This window comes from Pseudomonas sp. Sample_22 (genome assembly GCF_004307635.1).
Taxonomy (GTDB): domain Bacteria; phylum Pseudomonadota; class Gammaproteobacteria; order Pseudomonadales; family Pseudomonadaceae; genus Aquipseudomonas.
Genome location: NZ_RCNY01000013.1, coordinates 78,919 through 103,391, shown reverse-complemented (window position 1 = coordinate 103,391; position 24,473 = coordinate 78,919). Strand labels below are relative to the sequence as shown.

At 60.3% G+C, this 24,473-nt stretch carries 23 protein-coding genes and 1 other RNA gene; 4 read left to right on the top strand and 20 right to left on the bottom strand.

The window, feature by feature from the left end; all coding sequences use genetic code 11:
- Positions 1-80: 80 nt before the first annotated feature.
- The 18 genes from lpxC to rsmI all read right to left on the bottom strand — a co-directional run bounded on the left by lpxC (position 81) and on the right by rsmI (position 19,538).
- Entirely contained in the window at positions 81-992 is a 912-nt protein-coding gene (gene lpxC, locus D8U73_RS02215) for a UDP-3-O-acyl-N-acetylglucosamine deacetylase (protein ID WP_056853191.1), read from the bottom strand.
- A gap of 112 nt (positions 993-1,104) precedes the next feature.
- Positions 1,105-2,298, bottom strand: a complete 1,194-nt coding sequence (ftsZ, locus tag D8U73_RS02210) for a cell division protein FtsZ (RefSeq protein ID WP_053154973.1) — start codon at positions 2,296-2,298, stop codon at positions 1,105-1,107.
- A 72-nt stretch (positions 2,299-2,370) separates the two neighbouring features.
- Positions 2,371-3,630: a cell division protein FtsA gene (ftsA, locus tag D8U73_RS02205; protein ID WP_056853192.1), complete on the bottom strand. Its 1,260-nt coding sequence runs from the start codon at positions 3,628-3,630 to the stop codon at positions 2,371-2,373.
- 15 nt (positions 3,631-3,645) lie between these two features.
- On the bottom strand, positions 3,646-4,512 hold the full coding sequence (locus tag D8U73_RS02200; protein WP_056853193.1) for a cell division protein FtsQ/DivIB: 867 nt from the start codon (positions 4,510-4,512) through the stop codon (positions 3,646-3,648).
- 4 nt (positions 4,513-4,516) lie between these two features.
- Entirely contained in the window at positions 4,517-5,473 is a 957-nt protein-coding gene (locus D8U73_RS02195) for a D-alanine--D-alanine ligase (protein WP_056853194.1), read from the bottom strand.
- Positions 5,470-6,930, bottom strand: coding sequence for a UDP-N-acetylmuramate--L-alanine ligase (gene murC, locus D8U73_RS02190; RefSeq protein WP_056853195.1), 1,461 nt, complete (start codon positions 6,928-6,930; stop codon positions 5,470-5,472). The genes D8U73_RS02195 and murC overlap by 4 nt, the downstream gene beginning before the upstream one ends.
- A complete protein-coding gene (murG, locus tag D8U73_RS02185; protein WP_130903606.1) occupies positions 6,923-7,993 on the bottom strand; it encodes an undecaprenyldiphospho-muramoylpentapeptide beta-N-acetylglucosaminyltransferase in 1,071 nt (356 codons plus the stop codon). Before murG ends, murC begins: the two co-directional genes overlap by 8 nt.
- Positions 7,983-9,194 carry a putative lipid II flippase FtsW gene (gene ftsW / locus D8U73_RS02180; RefSeq protein WP_177336556.1) on the bottom strand — a complete coding sequence of 404 codons (1,212 nt, stop codon included), beginning with the start codon at positions 9,192-9,194 and terminating at the stop codon, positions 7,983-7,985. Before ftsW ends, murG begins: the two co-directional genes overlap by 11 nt.
- Before the next feature lie 2 nt (positions 9,195-9,196).
- Complete coding sequence (gene murD, locus D8U73_RS02175; protein WP_130903605.1) at positions 9,197-10,543, bottom strand: UDP-N-acetylmuramoyl-L-alanine--D-glutamate ligase; 1,347 nt, start codon at positions 10,541-10,543, stop codon at positions 9,197-9,199.
- A 6-nt stretch (positions 10,544-10,549) separates the two neighbouring features.
- Positions 10,550-11,632 (bottom strand): phospho-N-acetylmuramoyl-pentapeptide-transferase, encoded by a 1,083-nt coding sequence (mraY, locus tag D8U73_RS02170; RefSeq protein ID WP_056853199.1) that lies wholly within the window; start codon positions 11,630-11,632, stop codon positions 10,550-10,552.
- Positions 11,632-12,999, bottom strand: a complete 1,368-nt coding sequence (murF, locus tag D8U73_RS02165) for a UDP-N-acetylmuramoyl-tripeptide--D-alanyl-D-alanine ligase (RefSeq protein ID WP_130903604.1) — start codon at positions 12,997-12,999, stop codon at positions 11,632-11,634. The genes mraY and murF overlap by 1 nt, the downstream gene beginning before the upstream one ends.
- A complete protein-coding gene (locus D8U73_RS02160; protein WP_130903603.1) occupies positions 12,992-14,455 on the bottom strand; it encodes a UDP-N-acetylmuramoyl-L-alanyl-D-glutamate--2,6-diaminopimelate ligase in 1,464 nt (487 codons plus the stop codon). Before D8U73_RS02160 ends, murF begins: the two co-directional genes overlap by 8 nt.
- Positions 14,455-16,194: a penicillin-binding protein 2 gene (locus D8U73_RS02155; RefSeq protein ID WP_177336557.1), complete on the bottom strand. Its 1,740-nt coding sequence runs from the start codon at positions 16,192-16,194 to the stop codon at positions 14,455-14,457. Before D8U73_RS02155 ends, D8U73_RS02160 begins: the two co-directional genes overlap by 1 nt.
- A complete protein-coding gene (gene ftsL, locus D8U73_RS02150; protein WP_056853203.1) occupies positions 16,194-16,487 on the bottom strand; it encodes a cell division protein FtsL in 294 nt (97 codons plus the stop codon). Before ftsL ends, D8U73_RS02155 begins: the two co-directional genes overlap by 1 nt.
- Positions 16,484-17,425, bottom strand: a complete 942-nt coding sequence (gene rsmH / locus D8U73_RS02145) for a 16S rRNA (cytosine(1402)-N(4))-methyltransferase RsmH (protein WP_130903641.1) — start codon at positions 17,423-17,425, stop codon at positions 16,484-16,486. Before rsmH ends, ftsL begins: the two co-directional genes overlap by 4 nt.
- Before the next feature lie 2 nt (positions 17,426-17,427).
- Positions 17,428-17,883 carry a division/cell wall cluster transcriptional repressor MraZ gene (gene mraZ / locus D8U73_RS02140; RefSeq protein ID WP_007917012.1) on the bottom strand — a complete coding sequence of 152 codons (456 nt, stop codon included), beginning with the start codon at positions 17,881-17,883 and terminating at the stop codon, positions 17,428-17,430.
- Between the two features lie 355 nt (positions 17,884-18,238).
- An RNA gene (gene rnpB / locus D8U73_RS02135) (RNase P RNA component class A) lies at positions 18,239-18,592 on the bottom strand.
- A 76-nt stretch (positions 18,593-18,668) separates the two neighbouring features.
- Positions 18,669-19,538: a 16S rRNA (cytidine(1402)-2'-O)-methyltransferase gene (rsmI, locus tag D8U73_RS02130; protein WP_130903602.1), complete on the bottom strand. Its 870-nt coding sequence runs from the start codon at positions 19,536-19,538 to the stop codon at positions 18,669-18,671.
- A 208-nt stretch (positions 19,539-19,746) separates the two neighbouring features.
- Here rsmI and D8U73_RS02125 point away from each other — a divergent pair, with 208 nt between their 5' ends.
- From D8U73_RS02125 to D8U73_RS02110, 4 genes are all read left to right on the top strand, one after another.
- Positions 19,747-21,558: a penicillin-binding protein activator gene (locus D8U73_RS02125; protein ID WP_130903601.1), complete on the top strand. Its 1,812-nt coding sequence runs from the start codon at positions 19,747-19,749 to the stop codon at positions 21,556-21,558.
- Positions 21,558-21,920, top strand: a complete 363-nt coding sequence (locus D8U73_RS02120; RefSeq protein WP_130903600.1) for a YraN family protein — start codon at positions 21,558-21,560, stop codon at positions 21,918-21,920. Before D8U73_RS02125 ends, D8U73_RS02120 begins: the two co-directional genes overlap by 1 nt.
- 101 nt (positions 21,921-22,021) lie before the next feature.
- Complete coding sequence (locus D8U73_RS02115) at positions 22,022-22,615, top strand: phosphoheptose isomerase (protein WP_007904374.1); 594 nt, start codon at positions 22,022-22,024, stop codon at positions 22,613-22,615.
- Positions 22,612-23,190, top strand: a complete 579-nt coding sequence (locus D8U73_RS02110) for a BON domain-containing protein (protein ID WP_056853208.1) — start codon at positions 22,612-22,614, stop codon at positions 23,188-23,190. The genes D8U73_RS02115 and D8U73_RS02110 overlap by 4 nt, the downstream gene beginning before the upstream one ends.
- A 194-nt stretch (positions 23,191-23,384) precedes the next feature.
- Here D8U73_RS02110 and D8U73_RS02105 read toward each other — a convergent pair whose 3' ends face one another.
- Both D8U73_RS02105 and D8U73_RS02100 read right to left on the bottom strand, forming a co-directional pair.
- Positions 23,385-23,798 (bottom strand): ClpXP protease specificity-enhancing factor, encoded by a 414-nt coding sequence (locus D8U73_RS02105; protein ID WP_056853209.1) that lies wholly within the window; start codon positions 23,796-23,798, stop codon positions 23,385-23,387.
- Positions 23,799-23,814: 16 nt separating this feature from the next.
- Positions 23,815-24,432: a glutathione S-transferase N-terminal domain-containing protein gene (locus tag D8U73_RS02100; protein ID WP_130903599.1), complete on the bottom strand. Its 618-nt coding sequence runs from the start codon at positions 24,430-24,432 to the stop codon at positions 23,815-23,817.
- Positions 24,433-24,473: the final 41 nt, after the last annotated feature.

The following is a 24,473-nucleotide window of genomic DNA, read 5'->3' as shown; positions in this document are numbered from 1 at the left end:
CACGCCACTTCACACTATCGATCAGGCATAAAAAAAGGCCACCCGAAGGTAGCCTTTAAAAAACTAGAGAGGTTTTTTACTTACACGGCCGCAACAGGACGCATGTAAGAGATCGGTGCAGTACTGGCGTCTTCGAAAGTCACGACTTCCCAAGCATCTGTCTGCTCAATCAACTTGCGCAGCAGCTGGTTGTTCAATGCATGTCCGGACTTGAAGCCCTTGAACTCACCAATCAGGCTATTGCCCAGCAGGTAGAGGTCACCAATTGCATCGAGGATCTTGTGCTTCACGAATTCGTCTTCATAGCGAAGGCCGTCTTCGTTCAGTACACCATCCGCGTCGACCACAATAGCGTTTTCAACGCTGCCGCCGAGTGCGAGGTTGTGCTTGCGCAGGTACTCGATGTCACTCATGAAACCAAAGGTACGGGCGCGGCTGACTTCTTTTACGAACGAAGTACTGGAAAAATCCACGCTTGCACTTTGTGTGCGGTCACGGAAAACAGGGTGATCGAAATCGATCTCGAAGCTCACCTTGAAACCTTCGAAAGGGACGAAAGTGGCGCGCTTGTCGCCGTCTTCCACTGTCACTTCACGCAGGATGCGGATGAACTTCTTGGCGGCTTCCTGTTCTTCCAGGCCAGCCGACTGAATCAGAAATACGAAGGGTCCAGCGCTACCATCCATGATCGGGACTTCGGACGCGGAGAGCTCGACGTAGGCGTTATCGATGCCCAGGCCAGCCATGGCCGAGAGCAAGTGCTCCACCGTATCCACTTTGGTGTCACCGTTGACCAGAGTGGTCGACATCGTGGTTTCACCAACGTTTTCCGCGCGCGCCGGGATCTGCACCGCAGGGTCCAGGTCGGCACGAACAAACACGATGCCGGTGTCGACAGGCGCAGGCTTGAGGGTCAGGTAGACCTTCTCCCCGGAGTGCAGACCTACACCTGTGGCACGGATAATATTTTTCAGTGTGCGTTGTTTAATCATGGCTTGGGCCGCTTCAGCGCAAATTGCGAACTGGTATCAACAAAGGCTGGCGATGATAGCAGACCATGCCTTTGCTGAACACCAATCACCTTCATAGCCCTGATACATTTCATCAATCGGCCTGACGACGCAGGAATGCTGGAATGTCCAGGTAGTCCAGATCATCTTGCGGATTCATCTTCGCGGCAGCCGCAGCACCGGCCTGAGCCTGGTTGCGCATGACGGTCGGACGGTCCAGGTCACGGTAGTTCACCGCTGGAGCTTCCTGACGAACAGGGGCTTGTTGTTGTGGCTGCGACGCCATCGACGTGTGAACGGTATTGTCGATGACCTTCACAGGCTTCTCGATTTTAGCGCCCAGGCCGGTCGCCACGACAGTCACGTGCAGCTCGTCGCGCATGTCCGGATCGATAACGGTACCGACCTTGACCATCGCATGCTCGGAAGCGAAGGCTTCGATGATGCTACCCACGTCGGAGTACTCACCCAGGGACAGGTCAGGACCGGCGGTGATGTTCACCAGGATGCCGCGTGCGCCTTGCAGGTTCACGTCTTCGAGCAACGGGTTGCGGATGGCTGCTTCAGTGGCTTCACGTGCACGGTTCGGACCGCTGGCGCAGCCAGTGCCCATCATCGCCATGCCCATTTCACTCATCACGGTACGCACGTCGGCGAAGTCGACGTTGATCATGCCCGGACGCTTGATGATGTCGGAGATACCGCGAACGGCACCGGCCAGTACATCGTCAGCCTTGGCGAAAGCCGACAGCAGGCTGGCGTCTTTACCGAGGATGGTCAGCAGCTTCTCGTTGGGAATGGTGATCAGCGAGTCGACGCTTTCCGACAGCAGGCGGATGCCCTCGTCGGCCAGCTGCATGCGCTTGCGACCTTCGAACGGGAACGGACGGGTCACCACCGCAACGGTGAGGATCCCCATTTCCTTGGCCACTTCGGCAATGATCGGCGCAGCACCGGTACCGGTACCACCGCCCATGCCAGTGGTGATGAACACCATGTTGGTACCCTGCAGGACTTCGGCAATGCGCTCACGGTCTTCGAGAGCGGCCTGACGACCTACTTCAGGGTTGGCACCGGCACCCAGACCTTTGGTCACGCCGGTACCCAGTTGCAGGATGGTCCGCGCGCTGATGCTTTTCAGCGCCTGGGCATCAGTGTTGGCGCAGATGAACTCGACGCCTTCAATGTTGCTCTTGACCATGTGATTCACAGCGTTGCCGCCGCCACCGCCAACACCGATAACCTTGATTACCGGACTTGCGGGGATGTTGTCTACGAGTTCGAACATTTTCCCTCTCCTTTACGTTCTCTAGTTTTTTTCGCCTACTGCGTATATCTACAACGGTGCTGCGGTAAATCCTTAGAAATTTCCCTGTACCCAGCTCTTGATGCGATCGAGCAAGGCGCCTTTCGGCTCTTCGTTGCTGTAGCTGTCGCGACTGCCGATGCCCGAGAACGAAATGCCGTCGGATTGCTTCTGCAGGCCGTACATCAACAGGCCAACGCCGGTGGAATAAATCGGGTTGCGAACTACGTCATCCAGGCCCCTCACACCGTGAGGCACGCCCAGGCGTACTGGCATATGGAAGATTTCCTCGGCCAATTCGGTGGCGCCTTCCATCTTCGACGTACCACCGGTCAGCACGATGCCGGCCGGAATCAGGTCTTCGTAGCCGCTGCGGCGCAGCTCGGCCTGGATCAGCGTGAACAGTTCGTCGTAGCGCGGCTCGACCACTTCGGCCAGGGCCTGGCGAGACAGTTCGCGCGGCGGACGGTCGCCAACACTCGGCACCTTGATGGTTTCACCGGCACCGGCCAGCTTGGCCAGGGCACAGGCGTAGCGAATCTTGATTTCTTCGGCGTACTGGGTCGGGGTGCGCAACGCCATGGCGATGTCATTGGTCACCTGATCGCCCGCGATTGGAATCACTGCGGTGTGGCGGATCGCGCCCTCAGTGAAGATCGCGATGTCAGTGGTGCCGCCGCCGATATCCACCAGGCACACGCCCAGTTCTTTTTCGTCGTCGGTCAGCACCGAATAGGCCGACGCCAGTTGCTCGAGAATGATGTCGTCGATTTCCAGGCCGCAGCGGCGCACGCATTTTTCAATGTTCTGTGCGGCGTTGACGGCGCAGGTGACCACGTGAACCTTGGCTTCCAGACGTACCCCGGACATGCCCAGTGGCTCGCGCACGCCTTCCTGGTTATCGATCACGTAATCCTGCGGCAGGGTGTGCAGCACCCGCTGGTCAGCCGGGATCGCCACAGCCTGGGCGGCGTCGAGCACGCGTTCAAGGTCGGCAGAGCTGACTTCGCGATCACGAATCGCCACGATGCCGTGGGAGTTCAGGCTGCGAATGTGATTGCCGGCCACGCCGACAAATGCCGAGTGGATGCGGCAACCCGCCATCAGCTGGGCTTCTTCAATCGCGCGCTGGATCGATTGCACGGTGGATTCGATGTTCACCACCACGCCTTTCTTCAGGCCACGGGACGGATGCGTACCGATCCCGACGATTTCCAGCGTGCCGTCGTCCGAAACCTCGCCTACCAGCGCCACCACCTTGGAGGTGCCGATATCGAGACCGACGATCATTTTGCCGCTTTGCACGTTTGCCATGGGTCCTGCCTCTTCTTAATTCTTCGCGACAGCGGGTTGGGCTGCCGTCGGCGCTACGGGTTCCCGCCAGCCAACAGCGAGGCCGTTGGCGTAGCGCAGATCGATACGCGCAATGTTCGTAATCTGTTCTTTAAGCGTCTTGTCGTAGATGGCAATGAAGCGGCGCATCTTTTCCACCTGGTTGCCGCGCCCCAGCAGCAGTTCGATCCCGGGGCCCGCACTGCCTGGGCCGGTGGTCAGGAACCAGCTGCCTCGTTCACGCAACTCCAGGCGTGCAATCGAGAAGCCCAGCGGCCGGAGCATCTGGCTCAGGACCTGGTATTGCTGCATCACCTGCTGTTGAGCCCGTTGTGGACCGAACAGCTGCGGCAAGTGTTCGTAGTTCGCCAGCTCACGCGGGGTAAAGGCCTGACCCTGGTTATTCAACAGCGACTCGTCACCCCATCGGGCAACCGGCAGTTGCTCTTCCAGGCGGATCACCACTTGATCCGGCCACACCCTGCGCACTTCGGCGTGGGCAATCCATGGCATCTGCTCCAGCTCGGTGCGCATGCTCGCCAGGTCGATGGTGAAGAAACTCGACGCCACGAATGGAGCGATCCGTTGCTGCACCGCTTGCTGGCTGATGTAGCTCAAGTCGCCCTGCACGTTGATTTTGGTGATCGGCCGGTCAGCGTACGGCAGCAAACGCTGCGCGCCTTCGTATGTACCGAACCCCAACGCCACCAGCAGCACCGGCCAGAACAGACTCTTGAGAAAACCGAAATTGGCTTTCGGCAGGCGCGCAGACATCGGCTCTTTGGCCACCATTCGGCTGGCACCCCGCGGCACCGGCTTGCGGCCGGGTACGGGTGGCTGATGTCTGACTTGAGCGCCATGCATGGTCTTAACCTCTTGCCTCGATACTTGCGGCCAGGATCGCCAGAACCAATTGCTGGAAATCCAGACCGGCAGCACGGGCCGCCATCGGAACCAGACTGTGATCGGTCATGCCCGGTGCGGTGTTCACTTCCAGAAACCAGAACTGCCCGTCGGCGTCCTGCATCACGTCCGCCCTGCCCCAACCGGCGATACCCAGCGCGTCACAGGCTTTCGCCGTGAGGTCCATGAGTTCCTTTTCCTTGGCGCTATCCAGCCCGCACGGAATGCGGTATTGGGTATCGTTGGCGATGTACTTGGCGTCGTAGTCGTAGAAACTGTGCGTCGTGCCCAGGGCGATGGGAGGCAACACCTGGTCACGCAGGGTGGCGATGGTGAACTCCGGACCTTGAATCCATTGCTCGACCAACACTTGCGAATCGTAGGTACTGGCCGCTTTCCAGGCGTCGATCAATTCGGACGCGGAAGTCACTTTGGCCATCCCGATACTTGAACCTTCATGCGCCGGTTTGACGATCAAAGGAAAGCCCAGTTCCGTCGCTGCCGAAATACAATCGGCCTCGCTGCGCAGCACGGCGTGACGTGGCGTCGGAATCCCGAGGCTGTGCCAGACCTGCTTGGTGCGCAGTTTGTCCATGGCCAGGGCCGAAGCGAGAATGCCGCTGCCGGTGTAAGGAATGCCCAGGCATTCGAGCAGGCCCTGCATGCTGCCGTCTTCACCACCGCGACCGTGGAGGATGATGAAGGCGCGGTCGATCTTTTCACTCTGCAGACGCTGCAACAGGTCGTCGCCCACATCGAGGCCGAACGCATCCACGCCCGCACTTTGCAGCGCGTCGAGAACGGCGTTGCCCGATTTCAGGGACACCTCGCGCTCGGCACTCTTGCCACCGAACAACACGGCGACGCGGCCGAAGTCCTTCGGCGCGACAGTGGAAACGAGGTTGGCGTACGCAGCAATCATTTCAACTTTCCCTCTACCGATGCCGCCACGGCACCCGTGAACAACGAACTCTTCAACAAACTCGGGGCAAGACCGCCCACATCACCCGCGCCCTGGCACAGCAGGATGTCGCCGGCACGCAGCAGCGGCTTGACGATCGGCGCCAGGTCGGCACCGCGCTCGATGTAGATCGGATCGAGCTGGCCGCGCTGGCGGATGCTGTTGCACAGCTTGCGGCTGTCAGCACCCGGGATCGGCTCTTCGCCGGCCGGATAGACTTCCATCAACAGCAGCACATTGGCGTCGGCCAGGACATTGACGAAATCGTCGTACAGGTCGCGGGTGCGGCTGTAACGGTGCGGCTGGTAGACCATCACCAGTCGGCGCTCCGGCCAGCCACCGCGCACGGCCTTGATCACCGCCGCCACTTCGGTCGGGTGGTGACCGTAGTCGTCGACCAGCATCACGCTGCCGTCGTCCACCGGCAGTTCGCCGTAGACCTGGAAGCGCCGGCCGACACCCTGGAACCCGGACAGGCCCTGAACGATGGCTTCATCGCTGACGCCCTCGTCCGTGGCGATGCAGATGGTCGCCAGTGCGTTCAATACGTTGTGGTTGCCCGGCATGTTCACCGAGACATCGAGCGGCTCGCGATCTGGACGCAGCACGGTGAAGAAGGTTTGCATACCTTGCTGGCGCACATTGATCGCGCGCACGTCGCAGTCGTCGCCGAAACCGTAAGTCACGGTCGGACGCTTCACTTGCGGCAGGATTTCACGCACCACCGGATCATCCAGACACACCACGGCCAGACCGTAGAACGGCAGGTTGTGCAGGAACTCGACGAAAGTTTTCTTCAGCTTGTTGAAGTCACCGTCGTAGGTCGCCATGTGATCGGCGTCGATGTTGGTGACCACGGCGACCAGCGGTTGCAGGTGCAGGAAGCTCGCATCGCTTTCATCGGCTTCGGCGATCAGGTAGCGGCTGGTGCCAAGCTGGGCATTGGTGCCTGCGGCGTTCAGACGACCACCGATGACGAACGTCGGGTCCAGGCCACCGGCGGCGAACACCGAAGCGATCAGGCTGGTGGTGGTGGTTTTGCCGTGGGTACCGGCGACGGCGATGCCGTGGCGATAGCGCATCAGCTCAGCCAGCATTTCTGCACGCGGTACCACCGGGATGCGGCGTTCCAGTGCAGTGGCGACTTCCGGGTTGGACGTGTTCACGGCACTCGACACCACCAGCACGTCGGCAGCGGCAGCGTTTTCGGCACGGTGGCCGATGAAAATCTGTGCGCCGAACGTTTCCAGGCGCTCGGTGACCGGCGAAGCCTTCAGGTCGGAACCGGACACTTCATAGCCCAGGTTCAACAACACTTCGGCAATCCCGCACATGCCCACACCGCCGATACCGACGAAGTGGATACGGCGGATGCGGCGCATTTCCGGTTGCGGCATGGCTTTCTGATTCTCAACCATGGGCCACCTCCAGGCAGGTGTCGACGACGTTACGGGTAGCATCGGGTTTGGCCAGGCGGCGTGCCGCAGTAGCCATTTCTTCGAGTCGTTGCGGTTGCATCAGGACCTCTGTCAGGCGAGCGGCAAGATCCGCTGCGCCAGTCGTTCTTTGCGGCATCAGGAAAGCAGCGCCTTCACGGGCCAAATAATCGGCGTTGCGGGTCTGGTGATCGTCGATGGCATGGGGCAAAGGCACCAGCATCGAGGGCAGACCGGCGGCAGCCAGTTCACTGATGGTCAGCGCGCCTGCGCGACATACCACCAGGTCGGCCCAGCCATAGGCTTGGGCCATGTCTTTGATGAAAGGCTGCACTTGCGCCTCGACGCCAGCCGCGCGATAGCGCTCTGCAGTCACTTCATCGTGGTTTCTGCCAGCCTGATGGAACACGTCCGGACGCAGGTCGACAGCGACTTGCGCCAGGGCTTCAGGCAGCAACTTGTTCAACGGCTCCGCGCCCAGGCTTCCGCCGAGGATCAGCAAACGCGCCTTGCGCCCAGCCAGGGCTGGTCGCGATGTTTCGAGGAACAGTTCGGTGCGCACCGGATTACCGGTGGTCCGTCGGCTGCTCGACAGGGTAAAGGTGTCGGGGAATGCTTCACACACCCGGGCGGCGAACGGCACAAGCAACCGATTGGCGGTGCCGGCCACGGCGTTCTGTTCGTGAACGATCACCGGCACACCGGCCAGTTTCGCCGCAATGCCGCCAGGACCGGTCACATAACCACCAAAACCGACCACGCAGGCCGGCCGCAGCCGTCGAATGATCGCCCGCGCCTGCCAGACCGACTGGAGCAACATCAACGGTGCCTTGAGCAGGGACAACTTGCCCTTGCCGCGCAAGCCACTGGCGTTGATCCGATGCAATTCGATGCCGGCCGCAGGAACCAGATCGTTTTCAATACCCCGTGGCGTACCGAGCCAGTGCACGGTATAGCCGCGAGCCTGGAATTCGCGGGCACAGGCCAGCGCCGGGAACACGTGGCCTCCGGTGCCGCCCGCCATGATCAATACGTTAGCGCCCATGGGTCGGCTCCTCGGCGAAGTCGCTCTCATGGAACTCCATCTCTTCACTGCCCAAATGGGTTCGACTCTCCCACTCAATGCGCAGGAGCAAACCGAGACAGGCACAGCAGATCACCAACGAGCTACCGCCATAACTGAGGAACGGCAATGTCAGGCCCTTGGTCGGCAGCAGGCCGACGTTCACGCCGATGTTGATCAGGAACTGGCCGATCCACAGGAACGACAACCCGTAGGCAACATACGCGGCGAAGAACTGCTTGGCCTTCTCGGCCCACAAGCCGATGTACATGCCGCGAATACATACGAAAACGAACAGCGCGACGGTGCACAGGGAACCGACAGCCCCCAGTTCTTCGGCGAGCACCGAGAACACGAAGTCAGTGTGGGCTTCCGGCAGGTAAAACTGTTTCTGCACGCTGTTGCCCAGGCCAACGCCCAGCCACTCACCACGACCGAACGCGATCAAGGCCTGGGACAGCTGATAACCGGCACCGAACTGGTCGGCCCATGGATCGGCGAAGTTGGTCAGGCGCGCCATGCGATAAGGCTGCATTTGAATCAACAGCACCACGGCCCCGACGGCCAACACCACCATCAACGAGAAACGGAACAACCCGACGCCGCCAAGGAACAGCATCGCCGCCGCAGCGCCCATCATCACCACGGTGGCACCGAAGTCCGGCTCCATCAGCAACAGGCCCGCCATGGGCAGCAGCACGATGAACGGCTTGAAGAAGCCCATCCAGCTTTCCCGCACTTCTTTCTGGCGACGTACCAGATAACCGGCGAGGTAGATCACCACGAACACCTTGGCGATCTCGGAAGGCTGGACGTTGAAGAAACTGAAACCGATCCAGCGCATCGAACCGTTCACTTCCCGGCCGATGCCCGGGATGATCACCATCACCAGCAAGCCGAACGCACCGATCAGCATCAGCCAGCCCAGGCGTTGCCATGTAGCGATCGGGATCATCATGGTGACGATGCAGGCACCCAGCCCCAGCACCACATAGATAAGGTGGCGGATCATGTAATACAGGGCACTGCCCGACTGAACCGCCGCCACCTCGGTGGACGCCGATGCGATCATGATCAGGCCCAGACCAATCAACGCCAGGCAACCGACAAGCATCGGGAAGTCGAGGTCGATGCCGCGCCCGGTGATCAATGGCGAAGGGTACGGCTTGATGATGTTCATCAGGCTCATGCCAGTTCCTCCACGGCTTGGACGAACTGGTGACCACGGTCTTCGTAGTTCTTGAACATGTCGAAACTGGCGCAGGCCGGCGACAGCAGCACCACGTCGCCCGGTTGGGCAGCGGCACGGCATTGCGCCACGGCTTCGACCAGTGAGCCCGCCCGAATCAGCGGCACGGCATCGCCGATCGCTTCGCCGATCTTGTCGGAGTCGCGACCCATGAGGATCACGGCGCGGCAGTTGGCCGCCACCGGATCGCACAGATCCTTGAACTCGGCACCCTTGCCGTCGCCACCGGCGATCAGCACGATCTTGCCGTCGATGTCCGCACCCAGGCCTTCGATGGCCGCCAATGCAGCGCCAACGTTGGTGGCTTTGGAATCGTTGTAGTAACCCACGCCGTCCAGGTCGCGCACCCACTGGCAACGATGCTCAAGCCCGGCGAAGGTGCGCAGGGCCGACAGCATGGCATCGAACGGCAGGCCGACCGCATGGCCGAGCGCCAGGGCTGCCAACGCATTGGACTGGTTGTGGGCGCCCCGAATTTTCAGCTCGCGCACCGGCATCAGGTTCTGGAATTCGAAGGCCAGGTACTTCTCGCCGTCTTCTTCGCGGATACCGAACGCCTTGAAATCGGGTTTGCTCAAACCGAAGGTCCAGCACGGCTGACCCTCGCCCATCAGCGGACGGCTCAGTGCATCCTGACGGTTGACCACGAACTGCCGGGCGCCACGGAAGATCCGGTGCTTGGCCAGGTGATAGGCCGGCAGACCGCTGTAGCGATCCATATGGTCTTCGCTGATGTTGAGTACGGTCGCCACTTCGGCGTTGAGCTGATCGGTGGTTTCCAGCTGGAAACTCGACAGTTCCATCACGTACAACTCGATGTCGTCGCTGAGCAAGTCCAGCGCCGGCGTTCCGAGGTTGCCGCCGACGGCGACACGCTTGCCGGCCGCAGCCGCCATCTCGCCGACCAAGGTGGTGACAGTGCTCTTGGCGTTGGAACCGCTGATGGCCACGATCGGCGCCTTCGCGTTACGCGCGAACAGCTCGATATCGCCGGACAACTTCACGCCACGGGCGGCGGCAGCCTGCAGGGCCGGGGTCGCCAGGGCCAGGCCGGGGCTCACGTAGAGCTCGTCGGCACGGCACAGGAATTCGACATCCAGCTCGCCACAACGCACTTCCACGTGCGGATAGTCACGCTTGAGCGTGGCCAGTTCCGGTGGATTTTCCCGCGTATCGGCCACGGCAAACGCCACGCCCCGGTTCGCCAGGAAGCGAACCAGGGACATGCCGCTCTTGCCGAGGCCGACAACGATGCGGAAGTGGTCAGAAGCGATCAGAGACACGAGTTTCTACCTCAGCTTCAGAGTGGCAAGGCCGACCAACACGAGAATCACGGTGATGATCCAGAAACGGACGATCACGCGCGGCTCGGGCCAGCCCTTGAGTTCAAAGTGGTGGTGAATCGGTGCCATGCGGAACACGCGGCGACCGGTCAGTTTGAAGGAGGCAACCTGAATGACCACTGACAGGGTTTCCATCACGAACACACCGCCCATGATGAACAGGACGATTTCCTGACGGACGATCACTGCAATGGTGCCCAGGGCCGCGCCCAGCGCCAGTGCGCCGACGTCACCCATGAAGACTTGCGCCGGGTAAGTGTTGAACCAGAGGAAACCCAGGCCGGCACCGATCAGCGCGCCGCAGAACACGATCAACTCACCGGCACCCGGTACATAAGGAATCAGCAGGTATTCGGCAAATTTCACGTTACCCGACAGGTAGCAGAAAATGCCCAGGCCACCGCCAACCATCACGGTCGGCATGATCGCCAGGCCGTCGAGGCCATCAGTCAGGTTGACCGCGTTGCTCGAACCGACGATCACGAAATAGGTCAGGACGACGAAACCTGCGCCCAATGGAATGCTGTAGTCCTTGAGCATCGGCAGGATCAACGTGGTTTCTACCGGAGTGGCCGCGGTCATATAAAGGAAGATCGCCGCGCCCAGGCCGAACACCGATTGCCAGAAATACTTCCAGCGGCTCGGCAAGCCACGGGAGTTCTTCTCGATCACTTTGCGGTAGTCATCGACCCAGCCGATGGCACCGAACAACAGGGTTACCAGCAACACGACCCAGACATAGCGGTTGGTCAGGTCAGCCCACAGCAGGGTGCTGACGCCAATGGAAGACAGAATCAACGCGCCGCCCATGGTCGGGGTGCCCGACTTGGACAGGTGCGATTGCGGACCGTCGTTACGAACGGACTGGCCGATCTGACGGTTCTGCAAAGTGCGGATCATCCACGGGCCATAGCACAGCGACAAAACCAGCGCGGTCAGTACACCGAGAATCCCGCGCAGGGTCAGGTACTGGAAGACCGCGAAGCCTTTGTAGAACTGTTGCAGATACTCCGCTAGCAGCAGCAGCATTAATGTTTCTCCAGACTGGTCCCGCACAAAGCGGCGACGATGTTTTCCATCGCTGCGCTGCGCGAGCCCTTGATCAAAATGGTGGTGTTTGTATTTTGCTCGGCGCCCAGGGCCTTGATCAGTTCAGCCTGAGTGCTGAAGTGAAAAGCCTGTGGACCGAAGGCGTTGACGGCGTGAACCATCATTGGCCCGACGGCGTACAGCGCAGAAACCTTGCCACGGGCGTACTCGCCCACGTCGCGGTGCCCCTGCTCCGCCCAATCGCCCAACTCGCCGATATCCCCGAGCACCAGAACGGTGCGGCCGGAAAAGCCGGCGAGTATATCAACGGCGGCGCACATCGAGGTGGGGTTCGCGTTGTAAGTGTCATCGATGACGCGCATGCCATTGCTGGCCAATTGCGCGACGGTACGACCCTTGACCGGTTGCACCGCGCCAAGACCGGTGGCGATGCCGAACAGCGACACACCCAGGGCATGGGCAGCGGCGGCGGCAGCCATCGCGTTGGCAACGTTATGCGTGCCGAGCAGGTTCAGTTGCACGCGCTCCACACCTTCAGGGCTGTGCAAATTGAACGCCGGGCAACCACGGGCATCGGTGGTCAGGTCACTGGCAAAGAAATCGGCGCTGGTGTTGCTCAAGGCGAATGTCAGCACCTTGCGTTCGCCGGCGCGCTTCTTCCAGATACCAAATGCCTTGTCGTCGAGGTTGAGCACGGCGATGCCATCGGCCGCTAGGCCTTCGATGATCTCGCCCTTGGCTTCGACGATTTTTTCCGGCCCGCCGAACTCGCCAACGTGGGCGGTCCCGGCGTTGTTGAGAATGGCTACGTGGGGTTTGGTCATGCCCACGGTGTAGGCGATTTCACCCAGACGCGAAGCGCCGAGTTCGATCACGGCAGCGGTGTGTTCCGGCGCCAGCTCGAGCAGGGTCAGCGGAACGCCGAGGTCGTTGTTCAGGTTGCCGCGGGTTGCCAGTACCGGACCGCGGGTCCGCAGGATGCTCGCGAGCATTTCCTTGACCGTGGTCTTGCCGCTGGAGCCGGTGACGGCTGCGACTTGCTTCGTGAAGGCCTGGCGATTCAGGGCACCCAACTGGCCGAGGGCCTGGCGGGTATCGCTGACCAGCAGTTGCGGCAGCGCGCTGTCGGCGACTTCGCGCTCGACCAATGCCGCCACGGCGCCTTTGACCGCGACGTCATTCAGATAATCATGGCCATCGAAGCGTGGTCCGGCCAAGGCAATGAACAATTGGCCAGGCTTGATCGCACGGCTGTCGATACTGACGCCATCGAAACTGGCATCGGCAGAAATCAGGCGAGCATTCAGTGCGTTCGTCAGCTCGCTCAGTTTCAAGGCCTTAAGCATGGGCCACCTCCCACGCGGTCAAGGCATGATCGGCCTCAACCAGATCGGAGAAGGCATGGCGCTCTCCGTTGATTTCCTGATAGTCCTCGTGACCTTTACCCGCGAGCACGATCACGTCGTCCGCTGAAGCGTCGGCGATCAATTGGGCAATCGCCTGGCCACGGCCAGCAACGAAGGTGACTTTATCCACAGCGGTGAAACCGGCGCGGATGTCATCGAAAATCACCGCTGGATCTTCGGTACGCGGATTGTCGTCGGTCACCAGCACGCCATCGGCCAGGCGCTCGACCACTTCAGCCATCAACGGACGCTTGCCGCGATCGCGGTCGCCGCCACAGCCGAACAGGCACAGCAAACGGCCTTTGACGTGCGGGCGCAGGGCGGTCAGGACTTTTTCCAGGGCATCCGGGGTATGGGCGTAATCGACCACCACCAACGGCTGATTGCCACCGCCAAGGCGCTGCATGCGCCCGGCCGGGCCTTCGAGTTTCGGCAACACCTTGAGAATCTCGTCCAGCGCGTAATCCAGGCCGAGCAAGGCACCGACCGCCGCCAAGACGTTGCTCAGGTTGAATCGACCGAGCAAAGTGCTGCGCAAAAGGTGTTCGCCTTGCGGCGTGACCAGCGTGGCACGCACGCCTTCGTCATCGAACTGCGCTTCACGGCAATACAGGTAAGCGCTGCTGTCGAGCAGGCTGTAGGTGATCAGCCGCGACTCACGTTTTTCGGCGGCCAGTTGCCGGCCGAAATCGTCATCGAGGTTGACCACCCGACACTTGAGATCATTCCAGGCAAACAGCTTGGCCTTGGCGTCGCCATACGCCTGCATGGTGCCGTGATAGTCCAGGTGATCGCGGGACAGGTTGGTCATCACCGCCACATCAAAAGCCAACGCAGTGACACGCCCCTGGTCCAGGCCATGGGACGAGACTTCCATGGCGACGGCTTTGGCACCGGCCTTTTTCAGGTCGCCCAGGGTCGCTTGCACAGCAATCGGATTCGGCGTGGTGTGCAGGCCGCTTTCCAGCGCGCCGTAGAAACCGCAACCCAGGGTGCCGACGATGCCGCAGTGCTGGCCCAGCAGATCCAGCGCCTGGGCAATCAGTTGGGTCACGCTGGTCTTGCCATTGGTGCCGGTCACGCCGACCAGATTCAGATGATGGCTCGGCTCGCCATAAAAGCGCCCGGCAATGTCCGACAGTTGCGCTGCCAGGCCTTTGACCGGAATCAACGGCACTTCAGTGATCGGCAGCACGGTGGCGCCTTCGACTTCGTACGCCACAGCTGCGGCGCCGCGTGCCAGAGCATCGGCAATGTGCGCACGACCATCGAATTTGCCGCCCGGCACGGCGAGGAACAAATCGCCCGCGCGGACATTGCGGCTGTCGAGCGCCAATTCACGGATCAACAGATCGTGGCCGGCGTGGGGGAAAATCTTGTTCAGACTTAATGACATCAGCCGCGCCCTCCATTGGCTTTCAGTGGAACGACCGGCGTAGCGTTCGCTTGTTGAGTAGGTGGCAGGTTGTCCGGGGTGACGTTCATCAGGCGCAGGGTGCCGGACATCACGCGGCTGAACACCGGCGCCGATACCAGACCACCGAAGTAGCCGGCCTTGGTCGGTTCGTCGATGACGACCACGATGGCGTAACGTGGATCGCTCATCGGGCCGAAACCGGCGAACAGCGAGCGATACGAGTTTTCGGCGTAACCCTTGGCCCCCACCGAAGTCTTGCGCGCAGTACCCGACTTGCCGCCCACGTGATACGCCGGCACTTGCGCACGGAAGACACCGCGCGGAGCTTCGATCACTTGTTGCAGCATGGTTTGCATGGTTTTCGCGACTGTTTCGGGCAGCACTTGAGTGGTCTGCGGCGCTTTGTCGGTTTTGATCAGCGTCAGTGGTGCGAGGCGACCGTTGTTGGCCAACGCCGAGAAGGCGTGAACCAGCTGGATCGCGGTCACGGAAACACCGTAGCCGTAGGACAGCGTCGCGGTCTCGGCCTTGCGCCATTCACGGTAATTCGGCAGGTTGCCGACGCGCTCGCCCGGGAAACCCAGGCCGGTGTCCTGACCGAGGCCGACTTTCTGTGCGAGACGGAAAATCGTCTCGCCACCGATATCGAACGCGATCTTGCTCATGCCCACGTTACTGGAGTTGATCAGGATGCCTGTCAGGTCGAGCACCGGACCTTCGGTCTTGGACACGTCCTTGATGGTGTATTTACCGATCTGCAAGGTCCCCGGGTACACCTCGACGGTATCGCTCGGTTTCCAGCGCCCGGTTTCGATCGCGGCGCTCATCGAGATCGCTTTCATCGTCGAACCCGGTTCGAACACGTCGATCATCGCGCGGTTACGCATCATCGCCGGTTGCAGGTTGCGCCGGTTGTTCGGGTTGTAGGTCGGTTGGTTGACCATCGCGAGAATCTCGCCGGTCTTCACGTCCATGATCACCAGGCTGCCGGCCTTGGCGCCGTTCTCGATGATCGCATTACGCAACTCGCGGTTGGCCAGGTATTGCAGGCGCAGGTCAATGGACAACGCCAAGGGCTTTCCGGCCTTGGCGTTTTTGGTGACCTGGACATCCTTGATCAACCGGCCGCGCCGGTCCTTGATAACCTGCCGTTTGCCCGGCACCCCGGCCAGCCATTCGTCATAGGCCAGCTCGACACCTTCGCGACCGTGATCGTCGATGTCGGTGAAGCCGACCATATGCGCGGTCACTTCACCGGCCGGATAAAAACGGCGGAATTCTTCGATACCGTAGACACCCGGCACTTTCAGATCGAGCACAGACTGGCCTTGCTCAGGCGTCAGCCCGCGCACCAGGTAAATGAATTCTTTATTGGCCTGGGCTTCAAGGCGCTCAGCCAGGGCTTTCGGATCTTGCCCGAGCGCCGCGGCGAGTGCTGGCCACTTCTCCTTGGCCAGCTGCATTTCCTTGGCGTTGGCCCACAGGGTGGTCACCGGCGTACTCACGGCCAACGGCTCGCCGTTACGGTCGGTGATCAAGCCACGGTGCGCCGGAATCGGAATATGACGAACGCTGCGCGCGTCGCCCTGACCTTTCAGGAAGTCACGGTCAACCACTTGCAGATCGATGATGCGCCAGGCGATTGCTGCCACCATGACACCGAGCAAGCCCAGCACCAGACGGAAACGCCACGGAAAGAGTGCGCCTTCAAGTTTCATCATGGCGCCACCATCTGCACTTCGGCGGCGCCCGGAATGCGCATTTTCAGTTGTTCGGTGGCGAGCACTTCGATACGGCTATGGGCGGTCCAGGTGCTCTGCTCCAGAATCAACCGACCCCATTCCGCCTGCGCCTTGTCGCGCACGCTCAACTCGCCGTAAAGCGAGTTCAGCAATTGGCGGCTCCAGTGCGCGCTGTAAGACACGCCGATGGCCGACACCAGCACGCCGACAAACAGCAGCAGCATGAAAAAGCTTCCGCCGGGCAGTGGCTTGGCGAAAAGCTTGCTCACCGAAGTTTCTCCGCCACGCGCATGACGGCGCTACGGGAACGTGGGTTGGCTTTGAGTTCGGCGTCGGAGGCCGTCTGCGCTTTGCCATGGACTTTGATTTTCGGTTCGAATGCCACGTGGCGAACCGGCAGGTTGCGCGGCAGGTTGTCGGCTTCGCCTTTCACCAGCTTGCGCATGAACAATTTGACGATGCGGTCTTCCAGCGAGTGGAAGCTGATCACAACCAGACGACCACCGATTTCCAGGCATTCCAGAGCGGCTTCGAGGCCGGCTTCCAGATCGCCCAGTTCGTTGTTGACGTGAATACGCAGCCCCTGGAACGCTCGGGTAGCAGGGTTTTTGCCTTTTTCCCAGGCAGGGTTGGCGACTTTCAACACCTCGGCAAGATCGGCAGTGCGCTCGAACGGCTTGATGTCGCGGCGTTCTGCCACTGCACGAGCCATGCGTCCGGAAAAACGCTCTTCGCCGTATTCCTTGAATACCCGGGCAATTTCTTCCACGGGCGCGGTGTTGACGAACTCCGCAGCACTGATCCCGCGGGACGGGTCCATGCGCATGTCCAGTGGGCCATCGTTGAGGAAACTGAAGCCGCGTTCAGGGTCGTCGAGCTGCGGCGAGGACACACCGAGGTCAAGCAGAATGCCGCTGACCTTGCCCTTCATGCCGCGCTCGGCAACTTCAGAACCCAGCTCGGCAAAGCTGCGCTGCACAACGACAAAGCGGCCGTCTTCGGCCGCTAGCGTCTGCCCGGTGGCAATCGCTTGAGGATCCTTGTCAAATCCGAGCAAACGACCATCGGGACCGAGCCGGCTAAGGATCAATCGGCTGTGCCCGCCGCGCCCGAACGTGCCATCCAGATAGCAGCCATCAGGACGTACGGCGAGAGCCTCGACGGCTTCGTCAAGCAGTACGGTGATGTGGTTAAAGCCGCTATCAATAGTCACAGGATCAGATCACGCAGTTCATCAGGCATCGCGCCCGGTTGTTGAATAGCAGCCAGGTCAGCGGCAGAAACCGCATTCCAGGCATCCTCGTCCCACAATTGGAACTTGTTCAATTGGCCTACCAACATCGCGCGCTTATCCAACTTGGCATATTCACGAAGACGCGGCGGAACCAGAAAACGACCACTGCCATCGAGCTCAAGGTCGACGGCATTACCAATCAGTAAACGTTGCAGGCGGCGGTTCTCTTCGCGAAGCGAAGGCAGTGCGCGCAGTTTGGTTTCAATAATTTCCCACTCATCGAGGGGGTAAACACACAAACACGGATCAACGGCATCAATGGTGACGATCAACTGGCCGGAACTGCGCGAATCGAGCTCGTCACGGTACCGGCTCGGCATAGCGAGACGGCCCTTTGCATCGAGACTGATTGCGTTGGCTCCGCGAAACACGTCAGCGTTTCTCCAAATATTAGCGTTTTGCGTTCAAAAAACCCACTTCATGCCACTTTCCGCCACTTGCGCACACTATAGGAATGCGCCTACCGCACCGTCAAGGCGCGCAGTAAAGGAAAAGCCTTACAGAACTGAGATTTAGGAGCATAAAAGGAGGGGTAACGGGAATCTGGCGGATGAAAATGACCAATAACTTGAACCAGCACGGAAGGCTGCGCCCGGAAGTTAAAGTAATTTATTAAGAGTAAGATTTTTTTGGTATTACAACCGGGGTTCTGCAGATGATTGTGTAAGAGGGGAAATTACTATCACCGACACTCTGCTCAATGATTTAAGCAGAGGGGAGAAAAAGGTGGAGAGTCGATCTGTAAGCCGGGTTCTGTCTTGAACAGTCATTCGTCTACGATGGCCATCACTGGACATCTTTAGCAACCTACCCGGTCCCAGCGCGGGCCACGCCTTGGGACCCTATTTGGTCTTGCTCCAAGTGGGGTTTACCTAGCCACGAACTGTTGCCAGACGTGCGGTGCGCTCTTACCGCACCTTTTCACCCTTACCGGCGCCGAAGCGCTTAGGCGGTTATTTTCTGTGGCACTTTCCGTAGGCTCACGCCTCCCAGGCATTACCTGGCACTTCGCCCTATGGAGCCCGGACTTTCCTCCCCCCCCTAATTTTCATAGAGGGCAGCGACTGTCCGATCGACTCTCCGCCGCGAAGGTTAACGGCAGAGCGTGCGAAGAACAAGCGCTAAAAGCCTTCAACCACGCCTGCGCGTCGGGTTTTTACTCGCCCTTCTGTTTATCCAGCGCGACTTGATAGAGAACATTCTTACGCTCCCCGGTAATTTGCGCCGCCAATGCCGCCGCGCGCTTGAGCGGCATTTCTTCGAGTAACAGATTCAGCACGCGCATTGCCTCGCTGCTGACTGCATCTTCAGACTCGGGCACTGTCCAGCCAGCGACCAGCACCACGCATTCGCCGCGCTGTTGATTGCTGTCCGACTCGACGAACTGCCGCAACTCGCCCAGTGGCAAACCCTTCAGCGTTTCAAAGGTTTTCGTCAGTTCGCGAGCAAGCAGCGCTGGACGTTCTGGCCCGAACACCAACTCCATGTCCTGCAGGCATTCCAGAATACGGTGCGGCGCCTCGTAGAAAATCAGCGTGCGCGGCTCTTCCTTTACCAGCTCAAGACGCGCACGTCTCCCAACGGCTTTGGCCGGCAGAAAACCTTCGAAGATGAAACGGTCCGACGGCAGACCCGCCGCCGACAAAGCCGCCACCAACGCACAGGCACCCGGCACGGGCACCACATTGATCCCGGCAGCGCGAGCCTGGCGCACCAGATGATAACCAGGATCAGAAATCAGCGGCGTACCGGCATCGGAGATCAGCGCCACATCGTCACCCGCGAGCAGTCGGGTAATAAAGCGACTGCCTTCATCGCGCTCGTGCTCATGGCACGCGGCGAGCGGCGTTGGAATGCCGAAGTGCTGCATCAAACGCTGGGAGTGACGAGTGTCCTCGGCGGCGATCAAGGCAACATCACGCAGGATCTTCAGCGCGCGCGCACTGATGTCGTCCAGGTTGCCGATGGGCGTCGCCACCACATAAAGCGAGCCAGCAGCGGAATTCAAAGCACCTGGAGCAGTCAAAGCGCACACCTCATGATCGATAAAGCGGGCATTGTAACCCGTAGCGGCGCTTGCGATACGCGTGAGCAATGCTCGCTTTTGCCGCGTTTTGTGCCGCACAGCAACAATTGCGCAAGCTAAATTGATCGATTCACGCCACTAACATCGCGCCCCGGCCAGTGCTTGGGTACAATTCCACGCTAATTTGATCGAGTATCAGGAACACTACATGATCGCTTGCCTGCGGCTGTTCACTGCCCTCTGCCTCGCTGCCTTGCTGGCGGCTTGCGCCAGCTCGCCCTCCTCCAGCCTTGGCGAACTTCCACGGACCCCGGATGCCAGTATCGAGCAACTGCTCGAGAAGGCCGCCCAGAGCAAATCGCCGGAGGATGCAGCATTGCTGCGCTTGAGCGCAGCTGACCTGGCCTACCGCCAGGGTAATGCCGCCCAGTCCGCACAAATCCTGCAACAAGTACCCGTCGAGCAACTCAAGCCCGGCCAGCAGGTATTCGCCAGCACACTGGCCGCCGAATTGGCGATGACCCGCAACCAGCCGAAAGCCGCGTTGACAGCCTTGAGCCATCCGAGCCTGCAACGCCTGGGCGAATTGCCCGAAGAACAGCAGGTCCGCACCGGCACCGTTCGCGCCCGCGCGCTTGAAGCCGACGGCCAGACCCTGGCTGCCGCACGGGAGCGGATCTTCATCGCGCCGATGCTCAAAGATGAAGCAGCCAGCAAAAACCATGAAGCGATCTGGGTATTGATCGCCTCGCTGCCGACCGATCAATTGCAGCCCAACACCACCGATGACCTCGGCGGCTGGATGGGCCTGGCACTGGCGGTGAAAACTGCCGGCACCCTGGAACAGCAGCAGGCTGCCATCGACAACTGGCGCGATCAGAATCCGAAACACCCGGCCGCCGCCCAGTTGCCACTGCCACTGACCAAACTCAAGGAACTGGCCAGCCAGCCCCTGAGCAAAATAGCGTTGTTGCTGCCACAAGACGGCCCACTGGCCTCGGTGGGCAAGGCGCTGCGCGAAGGCTTCATGGCCGCTCACTATCAGGCCCAACAAGCCGGGCAGAAGCCGCCAGCCATCGAGTTCTATGACAGCTCGAAACTGTCCTCCCTCGACGAGTTTTATCGCAAGGCCCAGGCAGACGGCGTGCAACTGGTCGTCGGTCCGCTTGAGAAGCCACTGGTCAAACAGCTGAGCACTCGCCCGCAACTGCCAATCACCACCCTGGCACTGAACTACAGCGAAGGCGAACAAGGTCCGCCCCAGCTGTTCCAGTTCGGGCTTGCCGCTGAAGACGAAGCCCGCGAAGTCTCCCGCCGCGCTCGCGCCGACGGCCTGCATCGCGCTGCCATCATGGTGCCGAAAGGCGAATGGGGCGATCGCGTGTTGCGTGCGTTCAGCCAGGACTGGCAAGCCAACGGCGGCAGCATCGTTGCCACCGAACGCGTCGACCAGCCAGTGCAACTGGCCCAGCAGATTGCCGACATGTTCCAGCTGCGTCAGAGCGAAGGTCGCGCCAAGAGCCTGCAAAGCACCGTAGGTTCGCAGGTCGCCGCCCAGCCTTCCCGTCGCCAGGATATCGAGTTCATCTTCCTCGCTGCCACGCCGCAACAGGCCCAGCAGATCAAGCCGACCCTGAACTTCCAGTACGCCGGCGACGTTCCGGTCTACGCCACGTCGCACGTGTTCAGTGCCAGCGGTGATGCAAACCAGTACAACGACATGAACGGCATCCGCTTCTGCGAAACCCCATGGTTGCTGGACGCCAATGATCCGCTGCGCCAACAAGTCACGGCACAATGGCCGCAAGCCGCCGGTAGCCTGGGCCGCCTGTACGCAATGGGCGTCGACGCCTATCGCCTGGCGCCACGCCTGGGTCAACTCAAGGCGCTGCCGGATAGCCGCATCGAAGGCCAGTCGGGCAGCCTCGGCATGACCCAGAACCAGCGTGTCGTGCGGCAGTTGCCGTGGGCAGAGTTCGTCAACGGCCAGGTTCAACGCCTGCCGAACACCCAACGCTGATGCCTGACAGGTCACGCCGGCAAAGCGGTCAGGATGCCGAGCGCCATGCGCTCGAGCATCTTCAACAACAAGGTCTGCGCCTGCTGGCGCAGAACTGGTTGTGCAAACGCGGCGAGCTTGATCTGGTCATGCTTGATGGCGATACAGTAGTATTCGTTGAAGTTCGCTACAGAAAAAACACTCAATGGGGTGGCGCGCTCGATAGCATTGATGAGCGCAAACGGCAGAAACTGATTTTTGCCGCGCAGTATTTTCTTCAGCGCGAGTCGCGCTGGGCCAATTCCCCTTGCCGTTTCGACGTGATTGCCATCGACAGCAATCTCGATCAGTTGAACTGGTTGCAGAATGCCTTCGACAGCTGATTGCCTGCACCACGAAGCGGATACAACCCAACATTTTTGCTCTTTGTTTTGCGGGCTGCACTTTCACGTGCCGGACAGCCGCGCTCATTAAGGTCACACAGATGGACATGCAATCCAGAATTCGCCAGCTTTTTCAGGCCAGTATCGACACCAAGCAACAGGCGATGGACGTACTTGCACCGCACATCGAGCAAGCCAGCCAGGTCATGGTCAACGCACTGCTCAACGAAGGCAAAATGCTCTCCTGCGGCAACGGCGGTTCTGCCGGCGATGCCCAGCACTTCTCGTCGGAGCTGCTCAATCGCTTCGAACGCGAACGCCCGAGCCTGCCGGCCATCGCGCTGACCACCGACAGCTCGACGATCACCTCGATCGCCAACGACTATAGCTACAACGAAATCTTCTCCAAGCAGATCCGCGCGCTGGGTCAACCCGGCGACGTATTGCTGGCGATTTCCACCAGCGGCAACTCGGCAAACATAATTCAAGCGATCCAGGCCGCACATGATCGCGAAATGATTGTCGTAGCATTGACCGGTCGCGATGGCGGCGGCATGGCGTCGTTGCTGTTGCCCGAGGACGTGGAGATTCGCGTACCCGCCAACGTCACTGCACGCATTCAAGAAGTCCACCTGCTGGCGATCCATTGCCTTTGCGACTTGATCGACAGCCAACTGTTCGGGAGTGAAGAATGACCCCTAATCGCCTCGGCCTACTGGCCCTGACCCTGTGCCTCGGCATCAGCGGCTGCACCTCGGTGGTTAATGCCAGCCGTGAAGCACCGATTGAAGACGACCGCGGCACCCGCACCTTCGGCAGCAAGATCGATGATTCGCTGATCGACACCAAGGTCGGCGTGAACATCGCCAAGGCTGACCCGGCGCTGGATAACGACTCGCACATCGTCGTGACCAGTTTCAACGGCGTGGTGCTGCTCGCCGGCCAAACCCCGCGAGCCGACCTCAAGGCCAAGGCCGAACAGGCCGCCGCTGCCGTTCAGCGCGTGAAGACCGTTCACAACGAACTGCAAATTCTCCCACCCTCCGGCTTCCTGGCCCGCCAGAACGACACCTGGCTGACCTCCAAGATCAAGACACAAATGCTCACCGACCCGAACATCCCCGGTTCGCGCATCAAGGTCGTCACCGAGAACGGCATCGTTTACCTGCTGGGCTTGCTGACCAAACAGGAAGCCGCCCAGGCAACCAACCTGGTGCAGGGAGTTTCCGGCGTTCAGAAGATTGTGAAGTTGTTCGAGTACATTGACTGATCCTCTCAGCGATGGCGATTCTGACAACGCCACCGCCCCGTAGGAGCCGGCTTGCTGGCGATGGCGCCTCCAAGATCGCCATCGCCTCGTAGGAGCACAGCTTGCTGGCGATGGCGATCTCAAGGGCGCCATCGCCAGCAAGCTGTGCTCCTACAAGTAACAAAAAAGGCGATCCTTCCGGATCGCCTTTTTTGTTATTTCACTACCTTCAAGCTCGGCCGACCGCTGGGTCGCGGCGGCTCGCTGTCCGGTGGCGGAATATCATCATCCGGCTCGATCTCTTCATCCTCGCCCATAGGCGACTCGAGATCGAAGACCATGCCCTGACCATTCTCCCGGGCGTAGATGCCCAGGATCGATGCGATAGGCACGTACAACGTATGCGGCACCCCACCGAAGCGGCCTTCGAAGCTGACTGCTTCGTTGTCCATGTGCAGATGTCGCACGGCTTGTGGCGATACGTTCAGGACAATCTGCCCGTCACTGGCAAAACCTTGCGGCACTTGCACCGAGGGATACTCGGAATTCACCAGCATGTGCGGGGTGCAATCGTTATCAACAATCCACTCGTAGAGCGCGCGGACCAGATAAGGTCGACTGGAGTTCATAGCGGCTCCTTAAGCCTTAGCGCATATCGCGTTCGACGCCAGACAGACTCGCCTGGAAAGCCTCACGCACAAACTGGCGCTCCATGTAATCAAGCAGCGGCTTGGCTGGCCGCGGCAGTTCTATACCCAGAATCGGCAATCGCCAGAGTATTGGTAATAGGCAGCAATCCACCAGACTTTGTTCCTCACTGAGGAAAAACGGCTTGTCGGCGAATAGCGGCGAAACGCCGGTCAGGCTCTCGCGCAGCTCTTTACGTGCCACGACACGGGCCGCTTCCTTGGTCCGCGAATCCAGAATCAGATCCACCAACCCACACCAGTCCCGCTGGATGCGGTGCATCAGCAGGCGGCTGTTGGCACGCGCCACCGGATAAACCGGCAGGAGCGGCGGATGCGGGTAACGCTCATCCAGATATTCCATTACCACCGTTGACTCCCACAACGCCAGGTCACGATCGACCAGGGTGGGCAAGCTGCCATAAGGGTTCACTTCGATCAGTTTAGGCGGCTGACGGCCAGCTTCAACGTAAATGATCTCGGCGCTGACACCCTTCTCTGCCAGTACGATTCGCACTCGGTGGGAATAGTGGTCGGCGGGGTCGGAGTAACAGGCCAACCGATTGGTCACGCCCATGGCGATCCTCCTCGCTTGTAGAAATTATCGGAAGCGGAAAA

Coding starts and splice junctions, on each gene's coding strand:
- lpxC (WP_056853191.1), bottom strand. CDS start 992: ATGATTAAACAACGCACACTGAAAAATATTATCCGTGCCACAGGTGTA.
- ftsZ (WP_053154973.1), bottom strand. CDS start 2,298: ATGTTCGAACTCGTAGACAACATCCCCGCAAGTCCGGTAATCAAGGTT.
- ftsA (WP_056853192.1), bottom strand. CDS start 3,630: ATGGCAAACGTGCAAAGCGGCAAAATGATCGTCGGTCTCGATATCGGC.
- D8U73_RS02200 (WP_056853193.1), bottom strand. CDS start 4,512: ATGCATGGCGCTCAAGTCAGACATCAGCCACCCGTACCCGGCCGCAAG.
- D8U73_RS02195 (WP_056853194.1), bottom strand. CDS start 5,473: ATGATTGCTGCGTACGCCAACCTCGTTTCCACTGTCGCGCCGAAGGAC.
- murC (WP_056853195.1), bottom strand. CDS start 6,930: ATGGTTGAGAATCAGAAAGCCATGCCGCAACCGGAAATGCGCCGCATC.
- murG (WP_130903606.1), bottom strand. CDS start 7,993: ATGGGCGCTAACGTATTGATCATGGCGGGCGGCACCGGAGGCCACGTG.
- mraY (WP_056853199.1), bottom strand. CDS start 11,632: ATGCTGCTGCTGCTAGCGGAGTATCTGCAACAGTTCTACAAAGGCTTC.
- murF (WP_130903604.1), bottom strand. CDS start 12,999: ATGCTTAAGGCCTTGAAACTGAGCGAGCTGACGAACGCACTGAATGCT.
- D8U73_RS02160 (WP_130903603.1), bottom strand. CDS start 14,455: ATGTCATTAAGTCTGAACAAGATTTTCCCCCACGCCGGCCACGATCTG.
- D8U73_RS02155 (WP_177336557.1), bottom strand. CDS start 16,194: ATGAAACTTGAAGGCGCACTCTTTCCGTGGCGTTTCCGTCTGGTGCTG.
- D8U73_RS02125 (WP_130903601.1), top strand. CDS start 19,747: ATGATCGCTTGCCTGCGGCTGTTCACTGCCCTCTGCCTCGCTGCCTTG.
- D8U73_RS02120 (WP_130903600.1), top strand. CDS start 21,558: ATGCCTGACAGGTCACGCCGGCAAAGCGGTCAGGATGCCGAGCGCCAT.
- D8U73_RS02115 (WP_007904374.1), top strand. CDS start 22,022: ATGGACATGCAATCCAGAATTCGCCAGCTTTTTCAGGCCAGTATCGAC.
- D8U73_RS02110 (WP_056853208.1), top strand. CDS start 22,612: ATGACCCCTAATCGCCTCGGCCTACTGGCCCTGACCCTGTGCCTCGGC.
- D8U73_RS02105 (WP_056853209.1), bottom strand. CDS start 23,798: ATGAACTCCAGTCGACCTTATCTGGTCCGCGCGCTCTACGAGTGGATT.
- D8U73_RS02100 (WP_130903599.1), bottom strand. CDS start 24,432: ATGGGCGTGACCAATCGGTTGGCCTGTTACTCCGACCCCGCCGACCAC.